16 protein-coding genes and 2 tRNA genes are annotated in these 23,301 nt (G+C 60.4%); 9 read left to right on the top strand and 9 right to left on the bottom strand.

Going from position 1 to position 23,301, the window contains the following annotated elements; genetic code table 11:
* Positions 1-74: 74 nt before the first annotated feature.
* The 3 genes from LF252_RS04625 to LF252_RS04615 all read right to left on the bottom strand — a co-directional run bounded on the left by LF252_RS04625 (position 75) and on the right by LF252_RS04615 (position 4,484).
* A complete protein-coding gene (locus LF252_RS04625) occupies positions 75-2,492 on the bottom strand; it encodes an endonuclease MutS2 (protein ID WP_226268123.1) in 2,418 nt (805 codons plus the stop codon).
* A gap of 94 nt (positions 2,493-2,586) precedes the next feature.
* A complete protein-coding gene (locus LF252_RS04620; RefSeq protein ID WP_226268121.1) occupies positions 2,587-3,345 on the bottom strand; it encodes a TIGR02757 family protein in 759 nt (252 codons plus the stop codon).
* Between the two features lie 107 nt (positions 3,346-3,452).
* Positions 3,453-4,484 (bottom strand): LysM peptidoglycan-binding domain-containing protein, encoded by a 1,032-nt coding sequence (locus LF252_RS04615; RefSeq protein WP_226268119.1) that lies wholly within the window; start codon positions 4,482-4,484, stop codon positions 3,453-3,455.
* Positions 4,485-4,728: 244 nt separating this feature from the next.
* Here LF252_RS04615 and kdsB point away from each other — a divergent pair, with 244 nt between their 5' ends.
* Entirely contained in the window at positions 4,729-5,478 is a 750-nt protein-coding gene (kdsB, locus tag LF252_RS04610; protein ID WP_226268117.1) for a 3-deoxy-manno-octulosonate cytidylyltransferase, read from the top strand.
* A 43-nt stretch (positions 5,479-5,521) separates the two neighbouring features.
* Here the strand turns inward: kdsB and LF252_RS04605 are convergent, their stop codons facing one another.
* The 5 genes from LF252_RS04605 to gap form a co-directional block, all read right to left on the bottom strand.
* Complete coding sequence (locus tag LF252_RS04605) at positions 5,522-6,217, bottom strand: HAD family hydrolase (protein ID WP_226268115.1); 696 nt, start codon at positions 6,215-6,217, stop codon at positions 5,522-5,524.
* A gap of 193 nt (positions 6,218-6,410) precedes the next feature.
* On the bottom strand, positions 6,411-8,546 hold the full coding sequence (locus LF252_RS04600; protein WP_226268113.1) for a glycoside hydrolase family 97 protein: 2,136 nt from the start codon (positions 8,544-8,546) through the stop codon (positions 6,411-6,413).
* Between the two features lie 224 nt (positions 8,547-8,770).
* On the bottom strand, positions 8,771-9,115 hold the full coding sequence (locus LF252_RS04595) for a translation initiation factor (protein WP_226268110.1): 345 nt from the start codon (positions 9,113-9,115) through the stop codon (positions 8,771-8,773).
* 101 nt (positions 9,116-9,216) lie between these two features.
* Complete coding sequence (locus LF252_RS04590; protein ID WP_226268108.1) at positions 9,217-10,086, bottom strand: diacylglycerol/lipid kinase family protein; 870 nt, start codon at positions 10,084-10,086, stop codon at positions 9,217-9,219.
* A gap of 159 nt (positions 10,087-10,245) precedes the next feature.
* Entirely contained in the window at positions 10,246-11,253 is a 1,008-nt protein-coding gene (gene gap, locus LF252_RS04585; protein WP_226268099.1) for a type I glyceraldehyde-3-phosphate dehydrogenase, read from the bottom strand.
* A gap of 303 nt (positions 11,254-11,556) precedes the next feature.
* On the opposite strand from gap, the gene LF252_RS04580 reads away from it, so the two are divergent.
* From LF252_RS04580 to LF252_RS04545, 8 genes are all read left to right on the top strand, one after another.
* Positions 11,557-11,628, top strand: a tRNA-Glu gene (locus tag LF252_RS04580).
* Positions 11,629-11,734: 106 nt separating this feature from the next.
* Complete coding sequence (locus LF252_RS04575) at positions 11,735-14,557, top strand: MGH1-like glycoside hydrolase domain-containing protein (RefSeq protein WP_226268097.1); 2,823 nt, start codon at positions 11,735-11,737, stop codon at positions 14,555-14,557.
* Between the two features lie 53 nt (positions 14,558-14,610).
* On the top strand, positions 14,611-15,204 hold the full coding sequence (locus LF252_RS04570) for a Crp/Fnr family transcriptional regulator (RefSeq protein ID WP_226268095.1): 594 nt from the start codon (positions 14,611-14,613) through the stop codon (positions 15,202-15,204).
* A gap of 70 nt (positions 15,205-15,274) precedes the next feature.
* Positions 15,275-15,652, top strand: coding sequence for a DUF4260 domain-containing protein (locus LF252_RS04565; RefSeq protein ID WP_226268092.1), 378 nt, complete (start codon positions 15,275-15,277; stop codon positions 15,650-15,652).
* Positions 15,653-15,789: 137 nt separating this feature from the next.
* Positions 15,790-17,964, top strand: a complete 2,175-nt coding sequence (locus tag LF252_RS04560) for a bifunctional alpha,alpha-trehalose-phosphate synthase (UDP-forming)/trehalose-phosphatase (RefSeq protein ID WP_226268090.1) — start codon at positions 15,790-15,792, stop codon at positions 17,962-17,964.
* A 147-nt stretch (positions 17,965-18,111) separates the two neighbouring features.
* A tRNA-Glu gene (locus LF252_RS04555) sits at positions 18,112-18,183 on the top strand.
* 161 nt (positions 18,184-18,344) lie between these two features.
* Entirely contained in the window at positions 18,345-20,510 is a 2,166-nt protein-coding gene (locus LF252_RS04550; RefSeq protein ID WP_226268088.1) for a hypothetical protein, read from the top strand.
* A gap of 111 nt (positions 20,511-20,621) precedes the next feature.
* The gene (locus tag LF252_RS04545) at positions 20,622-22,316 is read left to right on the top strand and encodes an MFS transporter (RefSeq protein ID WP_226268086.1); all 1,695 of its coding nucleotides are present in this window, start codon (positions 20,622-20,624) and stop codon (positions 22,314-22,316) included.
* 104 nt (positions 22,317-22,420) lie between these two features.
* Here the strand turns inward: LF252_RS04545 and LF252_RS04540 are convergent, their stop codons facing one another.
* On the bottom strand, positions 22,421-23,266 hold the full coding sequence (locus tag LF252_RS04540; protein ID WP_226268085.1) for an SDR family oxidoreductase: 846 nt from the start codon (positions 23,264-23,266) through the stop codon (positions 22,421-22,423).
* Positions 23,267-23,301 lie beyond the last annotated feature (35 nt).

Genomic DNA, 23,301 nt, shown 5'->3' with positions numbered 1-23,301 from the left:
CTAAGCCGGACACAAAATAAAACCCGCTCCGGTACCCAATTGGGTACCGGAGCGGGCAGCAAAGATGTGGCGTTTTACTTCAATACGGCAATAGTCACCCCGTCGCCGCCTCGGTCGGCGTGCTCGTCGGCTACGCTGGCTACCTCTTTCACGCGGTGCAGATAGTCGCGGGCAATCTGGCGGAGAATACCGTTGCCGCGGCCGTGCAGGATTTTGATTTCCGGCACGCCCAGCATCACGGCATCGTCCACGTAGGCCATAATGCGGTTGAGGGCATCCTCGGCCCGCTCCCCGCGCAGGTCGAGGGTGGTATCGAAGCCGGCCATACGGCCCGTTATGTCCAGGGTAGCGTGCTGGGCCGGAGCTTTGCGGGCGGACGTTTTCTCCCGCTCCCGGATTTCGGAGCGCGTGAGCTTCTCCAGCTGGCTGACTTTTACGATGGTTTTCAGCCCGCCGAAGCTCACTTCGGCCGTTTTGCCCTTCACGCTCATGATTTCGCCGTGGCCCTCCTGGCCCAGCAGCGCCACTTTGTCGCCGGGCTTGAGGGTGTTGGGGTCGGCCATTTCGCGGGTGGCGCGGGGCTTGGGCGGCTCGATGTGGAGCTTTTCCCGCACGAAGGTATCCAGCTTGCCGCGGGCTTCCTTGGTGCGCTCCTTCTCCGCCTGACCAATCCGGATTTCCTGAATAGTAGCCTCAATCTGCTGGTTAGCATCCTTGAGCAGGAGCTTAGCCTTGGCCTTCGCATCGCGCAGCACCTCCAGGGTAGTATCGTCGAGGTATTTTTTCAGGTCCTGATATTCCTGGGCGGCTTTCTTCATGCGCCGCTCGGCCTTGGCCGCTTCGGCAGTGCGCTGCTCCAACTCGGTTTTTTCCTTCTCGAGGCCCTCCAGCAGCCGGTCGTAGCGGATTTTATCCTTGCCCACCAGCTGCGTGGCGCGCTCCACCAGCTGCTTGGGCAGACCGATTTTGCGGGCAATTTCGATGGCAAACGAAGAACCCGGCTTGCCAATTTCCAGCCGGTACAGGGGCTGCAACTGGTCGGGGTCGTAGCGCATGGCCCCGTTCACGATGCCCGGGGTGCGCTCGGCGTAGTTTTTCAGGTTGGTATAGTGGGTAGTGATGACGCCGAAGGCCCGGGCCCGGTTGAGCTGCTCCAGCACGGCCTCGGCAATGGCTCCGCCCAGGCTGGGCTCGGTGCCGGTGCCAAACTCGTCGATGAGCACCAGGCTGCGCTTGTTGGCCAGCGTCACAAACTGCTTCATGCTGAGCAGGTGTGAGGAGTACGTGCTCAGGTCATTTTCCAGGCTCTGCTCGTCGCCGATGTCGAGGAAAATATCATCGAACAGCCCGGCCTCCGAGTTTTCACCGGCCGGAATCAGCAGACCGCACTGCAGCATGTACTGCACCAAGCCCACCGTTTTCATGCTCACCGACTTACCACCCGCGTTGGGCCCCGAAATCAGCAGGACACGCTGCTCGGGCGTGAGCTCAATATCCAGCGGCACCACTTCGCGCGGATCGTCCTTGGGGTGGCTCTGGAAGGTGAGGTACAGCAACGGGTGGCGCACTTGCTGCCAGCGCATCATCGGGCGCGGGTGCAGGGTGGGCAGGGTAGCTTCCAAGCGTCGGGCCAGTTGAGCCTTAGCTCGAATAAAGTCGAGCAGGCCCAGGTACTGATAGGCCTTGCGCAAATCCGGAATGTGGGGGCGCAGCTGGGCCGTGAGCTGCAGCAGAATGCGCACCAGCTCGCGGTGGTAGGCGTTGTCGAGGTCCTTGATATCGTTGTTGAGCTCGAATACGGCCTCCGGCTCAATGTACACCGTCTGCCCTGAGGCCGATTCGTCGTGAATCAGGCCCTTCACGCGGCGCTTGTGCTCGGCAATTACCGGCAGCACCAAACGGCCACCCCGGATGGTAGGCTCAGAGCCCTCGGGCACCCAGCCTTCCTGCCGGGCGTGGCGCAGGATGCCGGCAATCTGCTTGCGTAGCTGCACCTGCCGGGTAATCAGCTCCTGCCGAATCTGGCGCAGCAGCGGCGAGGCATCGTCGCGCACGAGGCCTTCGTCGTCCACTACTTTATCCAGGGCGGCCAGCAGGTTACGGTCGACCTGCACGCCAATGCCCAGCAGGCGCAGCGTGGGATACAGGTCTTCTTCGGCTTTGGTAAAAAACGTCAGGGCCTCGCGAATGGTGCGCAGGCTCATCTTGATGGCATAAAACGCCGCCACCTCCAGGTAGGAGCCGGGCAGGTTGGCGCGCACCAGGTGCTGGTTTACATCGTGGTAGTGGGAGCCGGGAAACTCCGCGCCGCTGTTGAGCAGCTGCCGGAACTCGTCGGTTTGCAGCAGGAGCTTTTCCAGCTGGTCGGCATTGGTCTGAAAGCTCATTTTGGCCACGTACTGCCGGCCCAGCGCACTTAGGCACAGGCCATCCAGCATGTCACGCAGCTGCGTGAAGCCAATCTTTTGCTCGAAATTCTGGGGTAAAATCAAATCGGGGAGTCTTGGAAATCGGAATGGAATGCGAAGATAAACAGTAGATGGGAGCGGAAAGATTCACTACTTGTAATATAACAATTAACCAACCCTACATCTCCCCTTCCACTCCCAGCCCAAACAGGGCAAAGTCGTACTTCACGGGGTCCTGGGGGTCAAAGGTGCGAAGGTGGGCGGTGATGTCTTCGGCGGCCAGCCAATCCACTTGCTTACGCTCCAGCAAACCCAGGCGGCGGGCCACGCGCTCCACGTGCACGTCGCAGGGGCAGATGAGGTCGGCGGGTGAGAGGCGCGTCCAGAGGCCAAAATCCACGCCGTGGGCGTCGCGGCGCACCATCCAGCGCAGGTACATATTCACGCGTTTGCAGGCCGAGCCCCGGGCAGGGGTGGCCACGTGCTTGCGGGTACGCTGGGGCGCGTCGTTGAGGCTGAAAAACAGGTTGTGGAAGTTTTCGAGCCGCTCTTTTTGGGTGCTACCTACCAGAAACGCATCCTCCAGCGTGTCATGGCTGGTGTAAAACCAGCGCAGCCAATGCACAAAGTACAGCAGGTCGGTGTCGCAGAAGGTGCGGTGGCAGAAGCCCAGCAGCCGCTTCAGGTCCTCATCCTGATGCTGGCGGATAAACTGGTAAGGCGCGTTATCCATGCGCTGCAGCAGTTCCCGGCACTTGCTGATGATGGTGGGCCGGCGGCCCCAGGCCAACAGCGCCGCAAACAACCCGCTGATTTCTACATCTTGGCGTAGCGTAAACTGGTGCGGAATGCTGATGGGGTCAAGGGTAATAAAGCCGGGCTGGTCGTAGTGCCGGTATTTCTCGTCGAGCAGGGCCCGCACCTGGGCGTGGTTCATATTTTAGTAGTGAGTAGTTGGTAGTGAGTAGTAAAACGTAAGCTCTACAGTTGTCAGTATTAGCTCAGCCGAGTCTCAGTACTCAGTACTAACTACTCACTACTACCCTACGGTACGTAGTTGGTTTCGACGCGGAAGCGCTGGTCGGGGGTGGCCAGGCGCTGCACGGCCCGCTTGGACAGGCGCACCAGAATGTTGGTGTTTTCGCCCGTGTCGGGCAGCTGTCCAATCACCCGCACGTACACCGACTGTCCGTTCATGATGTTTTTCACCTCCATAATAGTGCCAACCGGGGCCGTCTTATGCAGGGCTAGGTATTTGTCGGAGGCGTCCGTCTGGATGGCCGTAGCCAAACCGCTTTCCGACACGCGGCGCACAATTTCACTGGCTCGGGCTGGTGCCTTTTCTTTCTCGGGAGCCGGGGCTGCCGCCGTGGTGGTCGGCGCGGGCGTAGGCGTTACGGCCGGGGAGGCCGCCGAGTCGCGGGCCCGTTCCCGGGCGGCTCGTTCCCGAGCTTCTTTTTCCCGAGCTTCCCGAGCATCACGCTCGGCCTCCTCGTCGCGCTCCGGCCGGGCCGTAGGGGCTGGCCGGGTAGCGGCAACTGCAGGGGCAGGGCGAGTGGCCGGAGCGGAAGCAGCAGTGCCCGCTACAATCACCGATTGGCCTACGCGTACATTGTAGTTGGCCGGAAAACCATTGAGACGGGCCAGTTCCGCAGGGGTAGTCTGGAAGCGCCGGGCAATGGCAAACAGCGTCATGCCGGGTTCTACCTTGTATACCTTGTTGCCTTGCCCATCAGTAGGCAGGCTGCGGGTGGTAGCCGCCGGTGTAGCAGCAGTAGTTTTGGGGGTAGCGGGTTGGGTAAGCACCACCCGGTTGCGGGGAACCAGAATGACCTGCCCGGTCACCAATGCCCCTTTCTGCCCGGAGTTGGCTTCCACAATGTCCTCCACGGGTACTTTGTAGCGCCGTGCTACCCCGTACAGGGTTTCGCCGGGCGTTACGCGGTGTTTGATGAGCAGCTTATTTCCCCGGTACTCCACGCCAATGGAATCGGGGGGGGCAACGGGGCCGGTAGCAGCCCAGGCAGAAACACCGGCAAAAACAAACGCGGCAGTCAGCAATGGAAATCGGAACATACTAATCGGCAGGCACAAAACAGGAGCAAAGCAATATCGGTAAAGAATGCCCCGCTTGCATACAATTTGCCGAAAGTTACGGATTCGGGCCGAAGACACCGCTTTTCTATCATAGTAGCGGTATTTAGTTGATACTTTTCGGGACAAATTCCGCGACAGGCAGCGCGCAGGGTCTACGGCTAGCGTTTTCTGTCGGTTTTTTCCCGTTTTTTTGCGCCTTACTCGTCCCTCCGCACTGCTTCTTATGTACGCTATTGGTATTATCCCGGCCCGTTTTGCCTCTACCCGCCTGCCCGGTAAGCCACTGGTTGACCTGGGCGGCCAGTCCATGATTCAGCGGGTAGTACAGCAGGCCCGGCAATCTGCCTTGAGCCGGGTGGTAGTAGCCACCGACGACCAGCGGATTCTGGAGCACGTGCTGGGGTTTGGAGGAGAAGCCGTACTGACCAACCCCGACCACCCCAGCGGCACCGACCGGGTGCGCGACGCCTATGAGCAACTGGGCGTGCAGGCCGACTGCATCATCAACATTCAGGGTGACGAGCCCTTTATTCATCCTGTCCAGATTGATGCGCTGGTGCAGCTGTTTGCCGCCCCCGAGCCGCCGCAGCTGGCCACGCTGGTGAAGCCCGTGGTGAGTGAGGAGGAGCTGTTGAGCCCCCATCTGCCTAAAGTAGTGCTCAACTCGCGGGGCGAGGCCCTGTATTTCAGCCGCCACCCCCTGCCCTACCAGCGCCAGCACCCGCACGCCGAGTGGCTCCAGCACCACCGCTACCTGCGTCACATTGGCCTCTACGCCTACCGCCCCGACGTACTCCGCGAAATCACCCAACTCCCGCCCTCCCCGCTGGAATTGGCCGAGAGCCTGGAGCAGCTGCGGTGGCTGGAAGCCGGCTACCGCATCCAAACCGCCGAAACCGAGCTGGAAACTACTGGTATCGATACGCCGGAAGATGTGGAGCGGGCGCTGCAGTTCCTGGGCAGTAAGTCCTGATTCTGCCGCACTGTAGCGCCTGGTAGTCAGCTACCGGCCATACCTAGCGCGCTACTGCTTCACGACGGTTGGGCAGATGCAAGTGGGTGTAATCTTCGGCTATCTGCACTAGACCTAGGGCCTGCAACTCCTCAGGCTGGTGGGTGGTGGCAAGGCCTACGGTAGCCATACCGGCCCGGCGGGCCGCTTCAATACCCGTCAGCGAATCCTCGAACACCAGACACGCCTCGGGCACTACGCCTAATTGAGCGGCGGCCAGCAGAAACACTTCCGGGTCGGGTTTGCCATGGCGTACCTGCTCCGCCCCTACTATCACATCAAAGCAGGCGCGTAGCTGCAGGCCATCCAGCACGAAGTCGATATTCGGTGCGTCGCCGGCAGTAGCCAGGGCCAGGCGCAACCCTTGGGTGCGGGCTTCTTCCAGGAACTCTCGGGTGCCGGGCAAAGCGCGTAGGTGAGGACTGTACAACTCGCGGTAGTGTGCTTCCTTTTCCTGGGCCAGGCGCTGCACCTCGGCGGCGGGCAACTCGGCCCCGAAAAAGCGCCGAATGATTTCCAGCGCAGTACCATGGTTACTGCGCTCAAATTCCTCCTCCGTTAACTCAAAGCCATATCGGCCCAGAAAGCTCACCCAGGCACGACGGTGAAAATGCATATTGTGGACGAGCGTGCCATCCATGTCAAAAATCAGGGCTTGCAGTGTCAGGCCAGCCAATGGGTTCGGTTCCGATAAGGTCATTCTAGCATGTGGTAATGGACGGGCACAGCTGTGTCAAGCACAGCTTACCCGGGATACAAACAGGCAACAGGGCCAGGAGTTGAGAAAGGCTGATTACAGCAGCAAATTCACTAGTTCTCGCTAACAATGTGGGGGTGGCTTTTCGGTATCTACCCCCGAAAAACCACCCCCACACCAGGAAAACAAGAAGCGTTTAACGGCCGGCTTCCATAATGCTAATGGCGTAGCCGCCGCCGGGGGCACAAAGCTGGGTCAGCTTGGTTTTACTGGTTACCGTCTGCTTGCGGATCTGGTAGGCCTGCGGGTTCTTCTCGTAGTGCGCGTTTTTGGCGTCGGCGTAGATGGTGGCGGTGTACTTCTTGCCGGGCTCCAGGAAGCTCAGGTCAATGCGAGAGGTGCGGCCCTGCTCGTCGCAGGTGCTGCCCACAAACCAGCTGCTCTTGCCCTTGGCCTTGCGGGCGTAAGTGATGTAGTCGCCGGGCTCGGCTTCGAGCACTTTGGTATCATCCCAGTCCACGGCCACGTCCTTGATGAACTGGAACGCGTCGAGGTGCTCGTTGTAGTGCTCAATCATGTCGGCCGCCATCTGCAGGGGCGAGTACATCGTCACGTACAAAGCCAGCTGCCGGGCCAGGGTGCTGTGCACGAAGGACGTGTTCTGCGGGTTGAAGGTGCTGATGCGCGTCTGGAAGATGCCGGGCGTGTAGTCCATCGGGCCGCCGATGAGGCGGGTGAAGGGCAGAATGGTGGTGTGGTCGGCGTTGTTGCCCCCGAACGACTCGTACTCGGTGCCGCGGGCGGCCTCGTTGCCGATGAGGTTCGGGTACGTACGGGCCAAGCCGGTGGGGCGCACGGCCTCGTGGCCGTTTACCATGATTTTGTGCTCAGCGGCCTTTTCCAGCACGTACTGGTAGTGGTTGTTCACCCACTGGTCGTAGTGGTGGTGGCCCAGGGGTACGATGTCGCCCACGTAGCCGGTTTTCACGGCGTTGTAGCCGTACTTGTTCATGAACTGGAACGCCGAATCCAAGTGCCGCTCATAGTTGCGCACTGAGCCCGAGGTTTCGTGGTGCATGATGATCTTCACGCCCTTGCTGGCGGCGTAACGGTTCAGCTCGGCCACGTCGAAGTCGGGGTACGGCGTCACGAAGTCGAACACATAATCCTTGTGCTTGCCGAACCAGTCTTCCCAGCCGGTGTTCCAGCCTTCCACCAGCACCGCGTCAAAGCCGTGTTGAGCGGCGAAGTCAATGTACTGCTTCACCCGCGTATTGTTGGCGCTGTGGGTGCCGTTGGGCTTCACCGTTTTGTAGTCGATGGAGTCAAGCTTGATGTTCTCCTGGTTGGTGTACGACCACGTGCCCTTGCCCGTAATCATCTCCCACCACACGCCCACGTACTTCACCGGCTTAATCCACGATACGTCCCGGTACTTGGTAGGCTCGTTGAGGTTGAGCACCAGCTTGGAGAGCAGAATGTCGCCGGCTTTGTCACTCACAATCACCGTGCGCCAGGGCGAGTTGGCGGGCGTCTGAATCAGGCCTTTGTCGCCCACGGCGTCGGGCGTCAGGTGGCTTTCCAGCACCATGTTCTTATCGTCCAGCTCCAGGTGCATGCAGCTGTAGTCGATGAGGGCCGCCTCGTGGATGTTGATGTAGAGGCCGTCCTGGCTTTTCATCATCAGCGGGGTTTGCACGCCGGTGGCCGAGAAAGGCGTCTGGGAGGCGTTGGGCGTGGTGGCGGCTTTCATCTTGCCGCGCACTTCCGAGAGCTTGGACGTAACGGTACTGTACTCTTGGGTGTCGTAGTCGCCGGGCAGCCAGAAGGCTTTGTGGTCACCGGCCAGGGCAAATTGGGTGCGTTCTTCCTGGATGGTGAAGTAGTCCAGCTTGGGCTGGCGCGGGAACTCGTAGCGGAAGCCCAAGCCGTCGTCGAACACCCGGAACCGCACGCGCATGGTGCGCTGAGTAGCGGCCTGAGTGAGCGTCACGGCCAGCTCGTTGTAGTGGTTGCGGATGGTCTTTGCCTCACCCCACACCGGCGTCCACGTCTCATCGAAGGAGCGGGTCTGCTTGTCGGTCTGGGTGAAGCCGGCTTGCAGGCTGGTGGTGTTTTTCAGCTCCAGGCCCAGCTTGCTGGGTTTGATAACCGGCCGGCCTTTGTAGGTGAGTGAGTAGGTGGGCACGCCGCCCTCGGCCAGCGTGACGTTGAGCGTCAGCTGCCCGTTCGGCGACTTAATTTCTTCGGCCCGAAGCGTGCCCCAGAGCAGGCACAGCAGCCCCAACAGCCCCAGACGACGGGCAGAAACAGGATTACGGAGTGGGTTCATGCGGATAAAAAAGGAGTGCGTAGCGGCCTGTGCGGCCGGGAAAAGATTATCAGCTGCAAATTGCTACTCTCCTGGCGGAACCACTACGCTGCCGTTACCCAATTCCCCCGCGGTATTGATTTTAACAGTAAAAAGCCTGCCTGTCATCCTAAGCACGTTGCGTACCAAGCGACCTGTTCAGGATGACAGGCAGGCTTTTTACTGTTCTTCGTGGATGTACTCAACTAGCCGCCGGCTTTCTTGGCTTTGTAGCCTTTTTCCAGCAGCACGGCCAGCACTTTGTCGCGGAAGTCGCCCTGGATGATAATTTCGCCATCCTTGGCGTTGCCGCCCACAGCGCACTTGGTTTTGAGCAGCTTGCTCAGGGTTTGCAGGTCCTCGTCCTGACCCACAAAGCCGGTAATCAGCGTGACCTGCTTACCGCCCCGCGACTTTTTATCCAGCTGCACGCGCAGATTCTGTTGTTGCGGGGGCAGCGTAACGGCGGCCGGCTCGTGGGTGTCCTGATACTCGAAGTCAGGGTTGGTAGAGTATACTACGCCTTCCCGGCGGTTTTTATTGGCTTTCATGCGGTGATGTACTGACTGAGTGATTTAGCGAGTGTGCCTGTTTCACCCAACAAAGAAACGGCATTACCTACTCACTAAATCACGAAGTCGCTAAATCACCACTACACCGCTACCTCCAGGGCCAGCGGGTGCAGCTCCACGGCAAATTCGGTGGCGTCGGCAACGTAGTCGCCATCCACGTGAAAACCCAGGGGCTGGGCGGCATGCACCTGCACGCGGCGGCTAGTGTGGTAAGTGGCTCCGCCCGAGGTGGCCAGGGTGCCCAACGCCAGCCCCACTCCTACCCGCACGGCCCGCAGCATGGGCAGCGCATCAATCAGGCACACATCCAGCAGGCCATCCTGAATATTGGCCTGGGGCGCTATGTAAGCGTTGTTGCCGTACTGGGCGGCATTGGCGAAGGCCAGCACGTAGCAGTGGGTGTCCAGCAGCTGCCTGTTTTCCAGCTCCACCTGCACCGGCGTGGGGCGGTAGCGGCGGTACTCGCGCAGGGCCACCTTTACGTAGGTGCTCAGCCCGCGGGTACCGGCCTGGGCAAACAGCTTGCTCACGTGGGCATCAAACCCCAGCCCCGCCGTGCAGAAAAACCAGTATCCGTTAATCTGGCCCGCATCAATCCGTTGAAACGTGGGCTGGCAGGCGCGGCGCACGGCCCCCGGCAGATCCAGCGGCAGGCGCAGGTGGCGGGCCAGCCCGTTGCCCGAGCCCCGGGGCACAATGCCCAGGGCGGCCCCGGTGCCCAGCAGGCCCCGGGCTACTTCGTTCACGGTACCATCACCGCCCACGGCCACTACCACCCGACAGCCGCGCGCCGCCGCCTCCCGGGCCAGCTCGGTGGCATGCCCGGCCCGCTGGGTCAGCTGAATCTCGAAGTCGGCCCCGGCGGCCGTGGCGTAGCGCGTGAGCAGCGCCGGCACATCCTGGGTGCGGTTGGTACCGGAAGTGGGGTTCAGGATAAAGCAGATGCGCACGGCCGATGAAGTGGTGAGATAGTGAAATGAGGAGACAAGCACGCCAACGTGTTCCTGCGCTTCCGGAAAGCAAGGCCGCTTCTGTCAGGCTGCAAAATACAAACCGCCTGCCCGGTTTCCCGGGCAGGCGGTTTTTTACTTACGCTAAATCCCGGAGGATTAGCCATTCATTTTCTCGCCCAGCTTCTGGATGAGGTCGGCGGTGCGGGTGCTGTAGCCGGTTTCGTTATCGTACCAGCCTACTACTTTCACCAGCGTGCCGTTGGCCGAAGTCAGCTCCGAGTCGAAGATGCATGAGTGGGGGTTGCCCACGATGTCGATGCTCACCAGCGGATCGGTGCTGTATTCCAGGATGCCTTTCAGGGGGCCTTCAGCGGCAGCCTTCACGGCGGCGTTGATTTCCTCCTTCGACACTTCCTTTTTCAGGATTACGGTCAGGTCGGTAGTAGAGCCATCCGGAATGGGTACGCGCATGGCAATACCATCCAGTTTGCCCTTCAGCTGGGGCAGTACCAGGCCAACGGCTTTAGCCGCACCCGTTGAGGTGGGGATGATGCTGTAGGCAGCGGCGCGGGCGCGGCGCAGGTCTTTGTGGGGTGCGTCCTGCAGGTTCTGGTCGGAGGTGTAGGCGTGCACCGTGGTGATGTAGCCTTTCTCGATACCGAAAGCATCGTCCAGCACCTTGGCCATGGGGGCCAGGCAGTTGGTGGTGCACGAAGCGTTGGACAGGATGGTTTCCTCGCCCGTCAGGATGTCTTCGTTCACGCCCAGTACTACCGTAGGAATGTTGCCGGTAGCGGGAGCCGAAATAACCACTTTCTTGGCACCGGCGGTCAGGTGCTGACCCGCACCGGCCTCGTCCACGAAGCGGCCCGTGGATTCCAGCACCACGTCAACGCCCATCTGGCCCCAGGGCAGCAGCTTGGGGTCACGCTCGGCCAAAGCGGCAATGCGCTGGCCGTTTACAGTCAGACTTTCTTCGTCGTAAGCTACTGTACCATCGAAACGGCCGTGTACGGAGTCGTACTTCAGCAGATGGGCCAGCGTTTTGTTGTCGGTCAGGTCGTTGATTGCCACGACTTCCACGTTCTCGCGCTGGAGCAGCGCCTTGAACGTCAGGCGGCCGATGCGGCCGAAGCCGTTGATGGCAACTTTGATTTTAGCCATAATAAGTTGGGGAAATGGGAGGTTTATCGGTCCGGGAGGGCCGGGTGAAAACGCGGAGCGAAGGTAACGGGCTGGGGGTACTTCGCCAAATCAAACCACAACTCGGGCCCGAATGGGCGGTCAATGCCCCGAAAACCCACCCACCTGACTGCGCAGGAAAGCCCCGCCGCAAAAATTTTTACCTGAAAATCAGCTTATTTACGCCATCCGGTAAAGTTTTTTCAAAACCGGGTATTGCGCCGAATGTTCAGCCACCTATCTTTGCATCATCAAAACGGAACAACGCTCCGCTTCTGATAGTCTGGTCCGTTCGTCTAGGGGTTAGGACTGCAGATTTTCATTCTGCCAACAGGGGTTCGATTCCCCTACGGACTACATAAAAAGCCTTCTGCTGCCCAGCGGAAGGCTTTTTTGTTTTTGGCTCGGTGGTAGTGTCTTCTCCGCGCAACCGCCGGGCGGGCTTCTGCGTCTGCTAGCGGTGATGTCGTATTCTGCCCCCGCGCTGGGCGGCCTGCTGGCTCTGGCCCTGCTGAGTGCCTGCCAGACGCCCAAACCCGCTGCCCCCGTGAAATCTGCCGCCGTGCCCGCTTCGCCGCTCCCGGCCGAAGCCCCCCTGATCTGGAAAAACGAAGCCTATGCTCTCTACGCCGACCGGGTGGAGCAGGGCCCGTACGTGGGCCGGGCCGTGTCGCGCACGGAGCTGACGTCCAATTACCAGAGCCCGGCCAACGCTTACCAGGACCCGCGCATTACGTTCAAGTTCAGCCTCAACGGAGCCGACAACGAAATGGCCCCGGGCCGGGACCATAGCATCGTGGCCCTTCCCCGGGCCGGCAGCACGGCGCTAGAAACGCCGGTGCTTACGTTTGGGCAGCAGTTTGTCGATAAAACGGAGGTGTCCGCCAACACCTATCTGGCCCCCAACACGCCGCTGACGATCCGGCTGGATATGCGGCCGGTGTTGGCGGCGTTCAAGAAGCAGGGCTACTTTACCACCTATGCCGGCGAGAAGCTCTACGCCCAGGATTTTAAAGGCGTATTCGTGGCTGGCAACACCGCTCCGCTAAGCTGGGATTTTGCCAACCTGGCCGGCAAACAGGAGTTGGAACTCAAAGACCCCGACGGCAACGGCATCTACGAGGTAACGCTGGTGCTAAACCAGCCCAAAGCTGCCAAATCTACGGCCGGCCGCTGGCAGCAAACCCTGAACACGGCCGATTTTCCGCAGTACCGCTCCGATTACCCGCTGACTGACGCCCTCTACAACCTGGCTCTGGAGGAAGCTCGCCGCGCCGTGGAGCCCGACAGCACCTTCCGCACCGGCCAGGAGTGGGCCGGCGTCTGGACGCGCGACATCAGCTATTCTATCATTCTGGCCCAGGCGACTTTGCAGCCGAAAGTGGCCATGAACAGCCTGCTGCGCAAGGTTAGCGCCAACGGCCGCATCATTCAGGATACCGGTACCGGCGGGGCCTACCCCTGCTCCACCGACCGGATGATCTGGGCCGTGGCCGCCTGGGAAATCTACCTGGTGACGGGCGACGAGGCTTGGCTGCGCAAGGTGTACCCGATTATCAAAAGATCCATAGAAGACGACCAGCAGAATGCGTATGACCCGAATAGCACACTGTTGTGGAGAAATCCTTCCTACCTAAAGCCGGAGGATATTCCCTCGTTTTATCCACAGGGCAGTCTGACCTTTCTGGTGCGCGGCGAATCGTCGTTTCTGGACTGGCGGGAGCAGACGTATCCCCGCTGGATGCAGCCGGTGGACATTTACCAGAGTGAGAACCTGGGCACCAATGCCGTGCATTACCAAGCCAACGTGGTGCTGGCTAAAATGGCCGAACGGCTGGGACAGCAGGAGGTAGCGCAATTTCACAGTGCAACTGCCGTACATATTAAATCGGGCATCAACTATACTCTATGGACAGACCACGGCTACTACGGCCAGTACCGTTACGGCCGTAATTACCTGACTTTGTCGCCTAAAGCAGAAACGCTGGGCGAAGCCCTGTGCGTGCTTTTTGGCGTGGCGGAGGAAGCACGGGCCCAGTCTGTGGTGCAGAATACGCCCACCACCGCCTTCGGCACACCGTGCATCTACCCCCAGATTCCGGGCATCCCACCTTATCACAATAACGCCGTGTGGCCCTTCGTGCAGAGCTTCTGGGCGCTGGCGGGGGCCGAGGTTGGCAATGAGGCGTCGGTGCTGGAAAGCATGGCGGCGGTGTATCGGCCGGCGGCGCTGTTTCTGACCAATAAGGAGAATTTCGTGGCCGACAACGGCGACTTCGCCGGCACCCAGATCAACAGCAGCAACATGCTCTGGAGCCTCTCGGGCAGCCTGGCACTAGTGTACAAGGTACTGTTCGGGATGCGCTTTGCGCCCGAAGGGTTGGTGCTGCGGCCGTTTGTGCCCCAGGCGCTGCAGGGCCGCCGGGAGCTGACCGGCTTCCGCTACCGTGGTGCGGTGCTGGACATTGAGTTGCAGGGCTTCGGTAACGAAATCAGCACCATCACCCTCGACGGCCAACCCCTACCCAACGCCACAATTCCCACGACGCTCACCGGCCGCCACACCGTGCGCATCACCCTGAAAAACCAAGCCTTATTCTCCGTGGGCCCCAACCACGTACCGAACCGGTTTGCCCCCGAAACGCCCACCGTGCGCTACACCGCTGGCCGCCTCAGCTGGGCTCCGGTAGCCGGGGCCAGCGCCTACCAGGTGCTGCGCAACGGCCGGTTTGCCGCCCGCACCACCGAAACCAGCGTGGCCGTAATGCCGGCCACCTACGCCGAGTACCAGGTGGTAGCCGTGGATGGGCAGGGGCTGGAGTCGTTTGCCAGTGAGCCCCTAGTGGTGGCTGCCCGCCCGGCCCAGCTGGTGCAGCTGGAAAGCAGTGCCCCCAAATCGGGCAAGCCGTACAAAGGGTTCAGCGGCGCGGGCTTCGTGGAAATCAGCAAAACGGTGAATACCCGCCTGGCTATTCCGGTTACGGTGGCCGAAACCGGCCTCTACGCCCTGGATTTCCGCTACGCCAACGGCAACGGCCCCCTCAACACCGACAACAAGTGCGCCATCCGCACGCTGCGGCTGAGCCGGCAGCCGCTGGGCACCGTGGTGCTGCCCCAACGCGGCGTGGCCGAGTGGTCGAACTGGGGCTTTACCAACCCCGTGCTGGTGCAGCTCGCCAAAGGACAACATACGCTGACGCTCAGCTTTGAATCCGCCAACGAGAACATGAACGGGGAAGTAAACCAGGCTATGCTCGACTACTTACGTATCACCCGAGTAGAGTAGGGTACTCGGTACGGCGGCCACGGCCGCAAGCCGCCATGTAGTACCTTGGCCCCATGCACCCGCTCCGCGCTTACATCCACCGGTTTGTACCACTCACGGAAGCCGAATGGGCTCCGCTGGCCGCTGCTCTGACAACGCAGCAACTCACCCGCCACGCTCTTTTCGTAACGCAGGGTGTGCCCGCGCCACAGCTGGCGCTGGTGCTTTCCGGAGCCTGCCGCCTCTACTACACCCGCCCCGATGGGGAGGAGCGCACCACCTACTTCTTCTTTGAAAATCACCTGATGGGCAGCTACCAGAGTTGCCTTACGGGCCAGCCCAGCCAGTTCGGTATTCAGGCGCTGGTGCCTACTCACTTGGTTGCGTTTCCGTACGCGGTGTTGCGGGAGCTGTATGACGAGTACCCGGTGTATGAGCGGTTTGGAAGGCTTTTGGCCGAATACCACCTGCTGGGTACTGATGCCCGGCTAGCGGAACTGCTGCTGCTTAGCCCCGAACAACGTTACCTGGCCCTGCTCAACGGCCCCAAAACCAAGATTCTGGAGCGCATACCGCAGCAGTACATTGCATCCTACCTGGGCATTACGCCGGTGTCGTTGAGCCGCATCCGAGCACGCGTGCAGGCAGGCAGCAAAACCATTTCTTAGCTTTTGTTAACGAGCAGCCGGCTCATTGGGCCCGACCTTTGGGATGTCGTTGAACTTCATCCTAAACCCTATGAAAACCGTTCTCAAACTGGAAGCCTTGGCTGAGTTGCTGGCCGCCGTGCTGCTGTTTGCTCAGCTGCCCTACGCCTGGTGGTGGCTGCCGGCGCTGTTTCTAGTGCCCGATGTGAGTATGCTGGGCTATTTGGTCGGGCCTAGTGCTGGCGCGGCCAGTTACAACTTTTTTCACCACAAAGCCCTGGCGCTGCTGGTGGGTGGGCTTGGTTGGGGGCTGGGCCAGCCAGTGCTGCTGCTAGCCGGCACAGTGCTACTCTTCCACTCGGCTTTCGACCGGCTCTTGGGTTATGGGCTCAAGTACCGTACCGGTTTTCAGGACACCCACCTGGGCCACATTGGCCGGCCACAGACTGCCGCCCCAACCCGGCTCTAAGAAGGCGTTTTACTGTTGTGCTTAGCCAGTTACGGGCTCTTGCGGGGCGCGCGTGGTAACAGAAAGTGGCAAAGAAAATAATGGCCATCGGCCGGCTGCTGCCGTAAGCGGGTAGGTTCACCAACCTTTTTTGGCCTATGCCGCGCACCATTATTGTCTCGAACCGCCTCCCTACCAAAATCTTCCGCACCGACGAAAGCCTCACGTTTCAGCCCAGTGAAGGTGGGCTGGCTACCGGGCTAGGCTCTATCTATCGGCAGGAAGGCAACGTGTGGGTGGGCTGGCCGGGGCTGTTTGTGGAAGACGCGGCCGAGGAGGAGTACATACGCGAGCAGTTGCGCCAGGACAGCATGGTGCCCGTGTTCCTGACGCAAGCCGAAATCCGGGACTTCTACGAGGGTTTCAGCAACTCCACCCTCTGGCCTACTTTTCACTACTTCACCCAGTACGCCACCTACGAGCAGGCACACTGGGAGGCGTACGTGGCCGTCAATGAAAAGTTCTGCCGGGCCGTGCTGGCCCTGGCTGGCCCCGAGGACACCATCTGGGTGCACGATTACCAGCTGCTGTTGCTGCCCCAGCTGCTGCGACAGGCGCGGCCGGAAGCCACCATCGGCTTTTTCCTGCACATCCCCTTCCCTTCCTATGAGCTGATTCGGGTGCTACCCTGGCGCACTGAGCTCCTACAGGGTATGCTGGGGGCCGATTTGCTGGGTTTCCACACGTTTGGCTATATGCGGCACTTCCTCAGCGCCGTGTCGCAGATTCTGGGTATCTCGTCGCAGAACGGGCAGCTGGAAGTGGGGGCGCGCACGGTGCTGGTTGATGCGTTTCCGATGGGCATTGACTACGGGCGGTACGTGCAGGCCGCCACGTCGGAGGCCGCCATCCGGCACGAGGCTACCTACCGCGAGGCCCTGCAGCAGGTGCGCGTGATTCTGAGCATCGACCGGCTCGATTACTCCAAGGGTATTGCCCAACGGCTACGCGCGTTTGAGATACTGCTGCAGCGCTACCCCGAGTGGCGCGAGCAGGTGAGCCTGATTATGGTGGTAGTGCCCTCCCGCGACCAAGTGGCCCAATACGCGGCCCTTAAGGAGGAAATTGACGAACTGGTAGGCCGCATCAATGCCCAGTACCGCACCATCCGCTGGACGCCTATTCACTATTTCTACCGGTCGTTTCCGCTGGAAGAGCTGGCTTCTTTGTACCGCTTGGCCGAGGTGGCGCTGGTGACACCCATGCGCGACGGCATGAACCTGGTTGCCAAGGAGTTTGTGGCAAGCAAATACAACCAGCGCGGCGTGTTGATTTTGAGCGAGCGGGCCGGGGCCGCCCGTGAGTTGTCAGACGCCCTCATTATCAACCCCACCAACCTCCCGGAGCTGGCCGAAGCCATGCACGATGCTCTGGTAATGCCGGAGGAGGAACAAATTCAGCGCATGAACGCCATGCAGGCTCTGGTGCAGCAATACAACGTGTTTGCCTGGACCAAGCTGTTCATGGACCGCCTGGAGTATAGCAAAATCAAGCAGCTCACACTGGCCACGGAACTGCTAACTCCGCCGGTTACCGCCCAATTGCTTGATGATTACCACGCGGCCGAAACCCGGCTACTGCTGCTGGATTACGACGGTACGCTGGCCCCCTTCAACGCCAACCCGCAGCGAGCCGAGCCTGACCAGGAGCTGCGTCTGTTGCTCCGGGCACTAGCCGATATTCCGCAGAACCGCGTTGTCATCATCAGTGGCCGCGACCGGGCTACGCTGGAAGCGTGGCTGGGGCATTTGCCCATTGATTTTATTGCCGAGCATGGGGTATGGCTGCGGGCCGCGGGCCAGGAGTGGCAGCTGTTTCAGCCGCTCAGCAACGAATGGAAGCCCGAAATCCGCTCGATTCTGGAGCTGTACGTGTCCCGCACGGCCGGCTCATTCATTGAGGACAAAGAATACTCTCTGGTGTGGCACTACCGCCGGGCCGATGCGGAGCTGGGTGCCGTGCGGGCCCGTGACTTGCTCAACCACCTCACCTTTATGACCTCTAACACCGACTTGCAGGTGATGGAAGGCAACAAGGTGATTGAAATAAAAACCTCCGGTATCAACAAGGGTACGGCTGCCGCCCGCTGGCAGGCCGCCTACGAACCGCAGTTTACCCTGGCCATCGGCGACGACCGTACCGATGAGGACACTTTCCGGGCTATGCCCCCGGATGCATACACTGTGAAGGTGGGCATCACGCCCCGCTCCCTGGCCCGCTACCACGTGGCATCCACGGCCGATGTGCGCAAACTGTTGCGGAGCTTGCTGTAGTCGTAGGCCATTGTTGAAATTAATTTCCCTGATAGTGGTGCAGTTAGCTCGCTACGCGCATTTTTTTCAAGGTAAGTTATTGCATTGAACCAGAAACCCTGTACTTTTGCATCACCAAAACGGAAAACAACGCCGGTTTGGGAGTCTGGTCCGTTCGTCTAGGGGTTAGGACTGCAGATTTTCATTCTGCCAACAGGGGTTCGATTCCCCTACGGACTACAGAAAGCGCCTTTTGCCTACCCAGGCAGGAGGCGCTTTTGTTTTGCCCCGGAGGCACCAGTCTAAAGAAAAACCCACCGCTACCGTTCAACGGCCGGGATACTGCCTGTACCTTTGTACGGTGCCCGGTTGGGTCGGGCACGCTTTCCTTATTGCTTGCTGTGCTACACTTTTCCGGACTTCGTGGGCTCTCGTGGGGTTTGCTCACGAGCCTGCTGCTGCTCTGTGCCGTTTCCGTACGCGCCCAGCGTGCCCCCCTCCTGCGCGACGTAAGCCTGCGCACCGATACCACCCGCTATAGCCTGAGCCGCAATACCGTGCTGGTGCAGGGCGAACCGCACCTGTATTTCTACTACCGGCAAGACGACGAAACGGCCGAGCTGCTAATGTACCCCGAAACGCCCGGCCGCCAGGGCCTGCGCCTGCAGCGCTCCGCCGATTTTACCCTGCTCGATTCCCTTTCGCCCGTGGATGGGGCGCAGTACTACCGCGCCAAGCTGCGTTTCAAGGATTTGGGCAGCAATAAGTTTCTGAGCCTTACCTTCCGCCAGCCGTCCGACTCCGTGGGCTTTGCCCCGCGCACCGAAACGGTGAAGCTGCTGCCCGTTACGCGCACCACTCTGGAGTTCCGCCCCTCGGATACGGAGCTGTTTGTGGGCGAAGAAAAGGTATTCGACCTCACTAGCAACAACGCCAAGAACATCCGGGTAACGCCCGAGTGGACCCACGGCCAGGATATCGACTACCGCCTGGAGCAGGAAAAAGGCGTGCTGCGCCTGCACGTGCTGCCCAACGCCCTGGGCACCCGCCAGCTCACGCTGCGGCCCCAAACCGAGCGGCCTTTCCTCACCGATAATAACCGCCGCGTTACCTACGCCCTCCCCCCCATCCGCCAGGAGTTCACCGTGAAAGCCTCGCGCTTGCGCTTCCTGAGCGTGGATAAAAAGGAAATCACGCTGGATGAAGTTTCCCGCCGGAAGGGCGTGGAGCTGATTCTGGACAACGGCCGCACCTTCGACCTGAAGCGCACCTACCGCATTGAGGACCAGGAGGAAGCCGGGGGCGCGCTGATTGCCGAGCTGTTCACGCGTCAGTACCTCACCAACGACCGGGTACTGTGCTGGCTGCGCGTGTACAACACCCACCGCCAGACGGAAAGCTACCTCTACATCAAGGAAAACGACCAGGCCAAGTACATCACCAACTTCAACATCTCGCCCAAAACCACCATCAACGCCGTAAGCGTGCGGCACCGGGGCGGCGACTGGACCGGCAACACCACCGTAAACCCCGGCGAAACCGTGGATGTGCGCCTGGAAGGTGAGTCGCTAACGCGGGGGCGGTTCCACTTTGAAGATGTGCAGGTGATTCCTTCCGATTCGAGTATTCGCTCGGATGCGGCTGTAGTGTACCGCATTAAGATTCCGCTTACCATTGATAAGAAGCGGATTACCATTTTCAACACGGGTCAGCCTACTGGTCAGAGCCTGGCGGTACGGGAGTTTCAGCGGCCCCATCCGCTTGATTTTGTAGGTGTAACATTCGGTGAAGCTCCCCGCCCCATTACCCGGCTCAATGGCCCGGTGTTGTACGACCGGGTTATCCGCGACGTGGTATTCAGCTTCAACTCCGGGGCCATTGATACCGACCAACAACTGTATGGTAAGCAATATCTCACCTTCGAAATTCGTACCCAGAATGCCAAGGGTGAGCTGATTGAAATGCGCACCGTGGACAACGTGGTTATTTGTCCCGATGGTAACTCGGTGCGGGCCGCTTTCTATCAGGATAAGCAGTGCCAGGTGGGGAATATCAGCCTGAACAGTCTGCTGAACTCCCGCAAAACGTACGACCTGGATGATTGGAGCACCATCATCGTAACGGTGCGCCACACGCAAAGCCAGTATTCGGAGCCGGGCTTCTCGCAGAAGCTGGAGCTGGTGCTGCAGCGCCGCATGAAGTTCGACATTGATGTGAGCTTCCCGGGCGGCCTGCTGACTAAGTACTCAGGCGAGTCGAGCTACACCTCGTTCGGGGGCATTTCGTTAGCCATGCTGGGGCAGCTGAGCTTTTATCATCCCGAGAAAATTAACCGCTTACGTCCCTATAAAATTGGAGCAGGCTTCGTGGCACTGAACGCCTTTAACCTCACCAGTAGCAGCAATAAGGAAGCTAGCCGTGACCTTGGTATTGTACTATTAGGCTCTATCTCTCCTACCCGCCGCGACGCTAAGCTCACTTTCCCACTGTACTTGGGCGGCGGTTATTTGCTCTCTAAAGGCAAGCCTTTTATTCTGTTAGGACCCGGTATTGGGCTGCGGCTGTAAGCTGCTGAGCTAGCCCACCAATCAGTATTACCGCCCACTCAGCACCAGCTGCTTAGTGGGTGGTACTGTTTTAGACCATCTTCCCACCGTGGGCTTACGTACGCATAGAATATGTCAGCACCCGTTACTGCACCCGCCTCCCCTGCAACTCCCTCGCCGTTTTCGCCGCTCAAAATCCCGTTTTTTCGGATGCTGTGGATTGCGTCGTTCGTGTCGAACATTGGCACCTGGATGCAGAACGTGGGGGCGGTGGGGCTAATGACGGAGCTAACCACTTCGCCAGTGCTGGTTGCCTTGCTGCAAACGGCTTCGGCCCTACCGATATTTCTGTTAAGCCTACCCGCTGGTGCCTTGGCCGATTTGGTGGACCGCCGCAAAATGCTGCTGGCCACCCAAACCTGGATGGCCGTGGTGGCTCTGCTGCTGGCGGCGGTTACGTTGCTGCACCTCACCACGCCTTGGCTGCTGCTGGCCCTTACGTTTCTGCTGGGTTTGGGCGGAGCTCTGAACAACCCCGTGTGGCAAACCGTGACGCCGGAACTGGTACCCCGCCAGGAGCTGCCCCAGGCCATTGCCCTCAACAGTGTGAGCTTCAATCTGGCCCGCGCTTTTGGGCCAGCGCTGGGCGGGTTAGTAATCGGGTATTTTTCGGCGGGAGCAGCGTTTCTGCTGAATGGAATATCGTTTCTGGCCACGATTTACATGGTGTATAGCTGGAAGCGGGAGCCCCAGGCCACAGCCACCCTAGCTACTGAGCGGGTGGTGGCCGCCATTCGGGGCGGGGTGCGCTACGCCCGCTTTGCGCCGGCCGTGCAGCACATCCTGGTGCGCGGGGTGAGCTTCACCTTCGGGGCCAGCGCCCTGTTTGCCCTGATGCCGGCCGTGGTAGCCCGGCGGCTGCAGCTGCCCACCTCCTTCTACTCTATGCTGCTCTCCTGCATGGGGCTGGGGGCCGTTATTGCCGCCGTTACCCTACCCCGCATCAACCGCCACATTTCCATTAACTGGCGTGTCACGCTGGCTACGTCCGTGTTTGCGGTGGGCCTGCTGGGGTTAGGCTTTGCCGACAATCGGTGGCTGCTTTACCTTTTGCTGGTACTGGTAGGCATGGCCTGGATGCTGGTGCTCAACTCCTTCAGCGTGGGTGTGCAAACGGTGGTGCCGCGCTGGGTGCAGGCTCGCACCATCAGCTTGTACTTGCTCACTATTCAGGGCGGCATGGCGCTGGGCTCGGTGGTGTGGGGCTCAGTGGCAGAGCAAATGGGCTTGCCCATAGCGCTAGCCGGGGCGGCCGGCTGGCTGGGGCTGAGTACGCTGCTGGTGCTGAAATTTTCCCTGCGTAACTCACCGCAGGCCCTCGACCACACGCCGGCCCGGGCCCGGCGCGAACCGGTACTGGCTACGGAGCCAGCCCCCACCGAAGGGCCCGTTATCATTACCACCACGTATCACATTCCGCCGGAAAACCGCCCGCTTTTCACGTACCTGATGGAGCAGCTGGGCCGCATCCGGCGGCGCGAAGGAGCCATTGGCTGGGGCCTGTATGCCGACCTGGCCGACCCCACGCGCATGGTAGAGTATTTCCTGGTGGAATCGTGGGAGGAGCACGAGCAGCAGCACGACCGGGGCGTAAGCCGGGACGAGGCCGAGCTGAAAAGCCGCATCTGGCCGCTGCACCAGGGGCCCGAGCCGCCCCTGGTTACCCACCTACTGGCCCAACACTACCGCCCCACTGCCGCGCCCCCGGTTATGGTGCCGGGCAGTACCCGGCTGGTAGCCAGCACCGCCGGGGAGGCCACTGCCTAAGCTCAGGGCCGCAGCACGGATGAGTTCAACACTTGCAGCAGCAAGCAAAAACCCGCTGCTGGCCCAAATGCCAACAGCGGGTTCATCCTTCTTGGTCTTTCCCCTTATTTCAGGGCAGCGGCAACGGCCGTAGCCAGGGGCGTAGTAGGCCGGCCAATTAGCGCCGAGAGTTGGCGGCTGTCATCAAACAAAGCTCCTTCGGCGGCATCAGCATCCCAGCTGGCAATGCCGTGGGCAAATCCTTCGGGCACCCCGAAGCTGGTCAGCGCGGCGGCGTAGTCGGCCACGGGTAGGTTGCGGTAGGGAATATCCTTGCCTGTCTGGCGCGAAATTTCAGCGGCCAGGTCCGTCAGCGTGTACGACTCGTCGCCGGCCATCTCGTAGGTTTTACCCTCGTGGCCTTCGCCGGTCAGCACAGCCACGGCGGCATCGGCAAAATCGTCGCGGGTGGCCGAGGAGATTTTACCGTCCTGGGCGCTGCCAATGAAAGCCCCGCCGGCCACGGCCCCGCCTACTGAATTCGTGTAGTTTTCGGTGTACCAGCCGTTGCGCAACAGCGTGTAGGCCACACCCGAGTTCTTCAATTCGGCCTCCGTAGCCCGGTGTTCGTCGGCCAGGCTCAGCGGTGAGGTATCGGCGTGCAGAACGCTGGTGTACACAATGTGCTTCACCCCGGCCTGTTTGGCAGCCTCAATCACGTTGCGGTGCTGCTCAGCGCGCTTGCCTACCTCGCTCGACGAAATCAGCAACAGCTTATCTACCCCGGCCAGGGCAGCGCTGAGCGTGGCGGGTTGGGCGTAGTCGGCTTCCCGCACTTCCACGCCCAAATCGGTGGCTTTGGCGGGGTTGCGTACCAAAGCTATTATCTCGTGGGCGGGTACGCGGGCTTTCAGTTTCTCCACCACCAAACGGCCCAGCTGGCCAGTGGCTCCGGTAACGGCAATTTTCATGATTTCAGCAGTTAAATGATGAACGCCCCAAAAGT

It is taken from the genome of Hymenobacter pini (assembly GCF_020421205.1).
Lineage (GTDB): Bacteria > Bacteroidota > Bacteroidia > Cytophagales > Hymenobacteraceae > Hymenobacter > Hymenobacter pini.
Note: the sequence above shows the minus strand (reverse complement) of the source record. Positions and strands in the feature narration are given on the sequence as shown.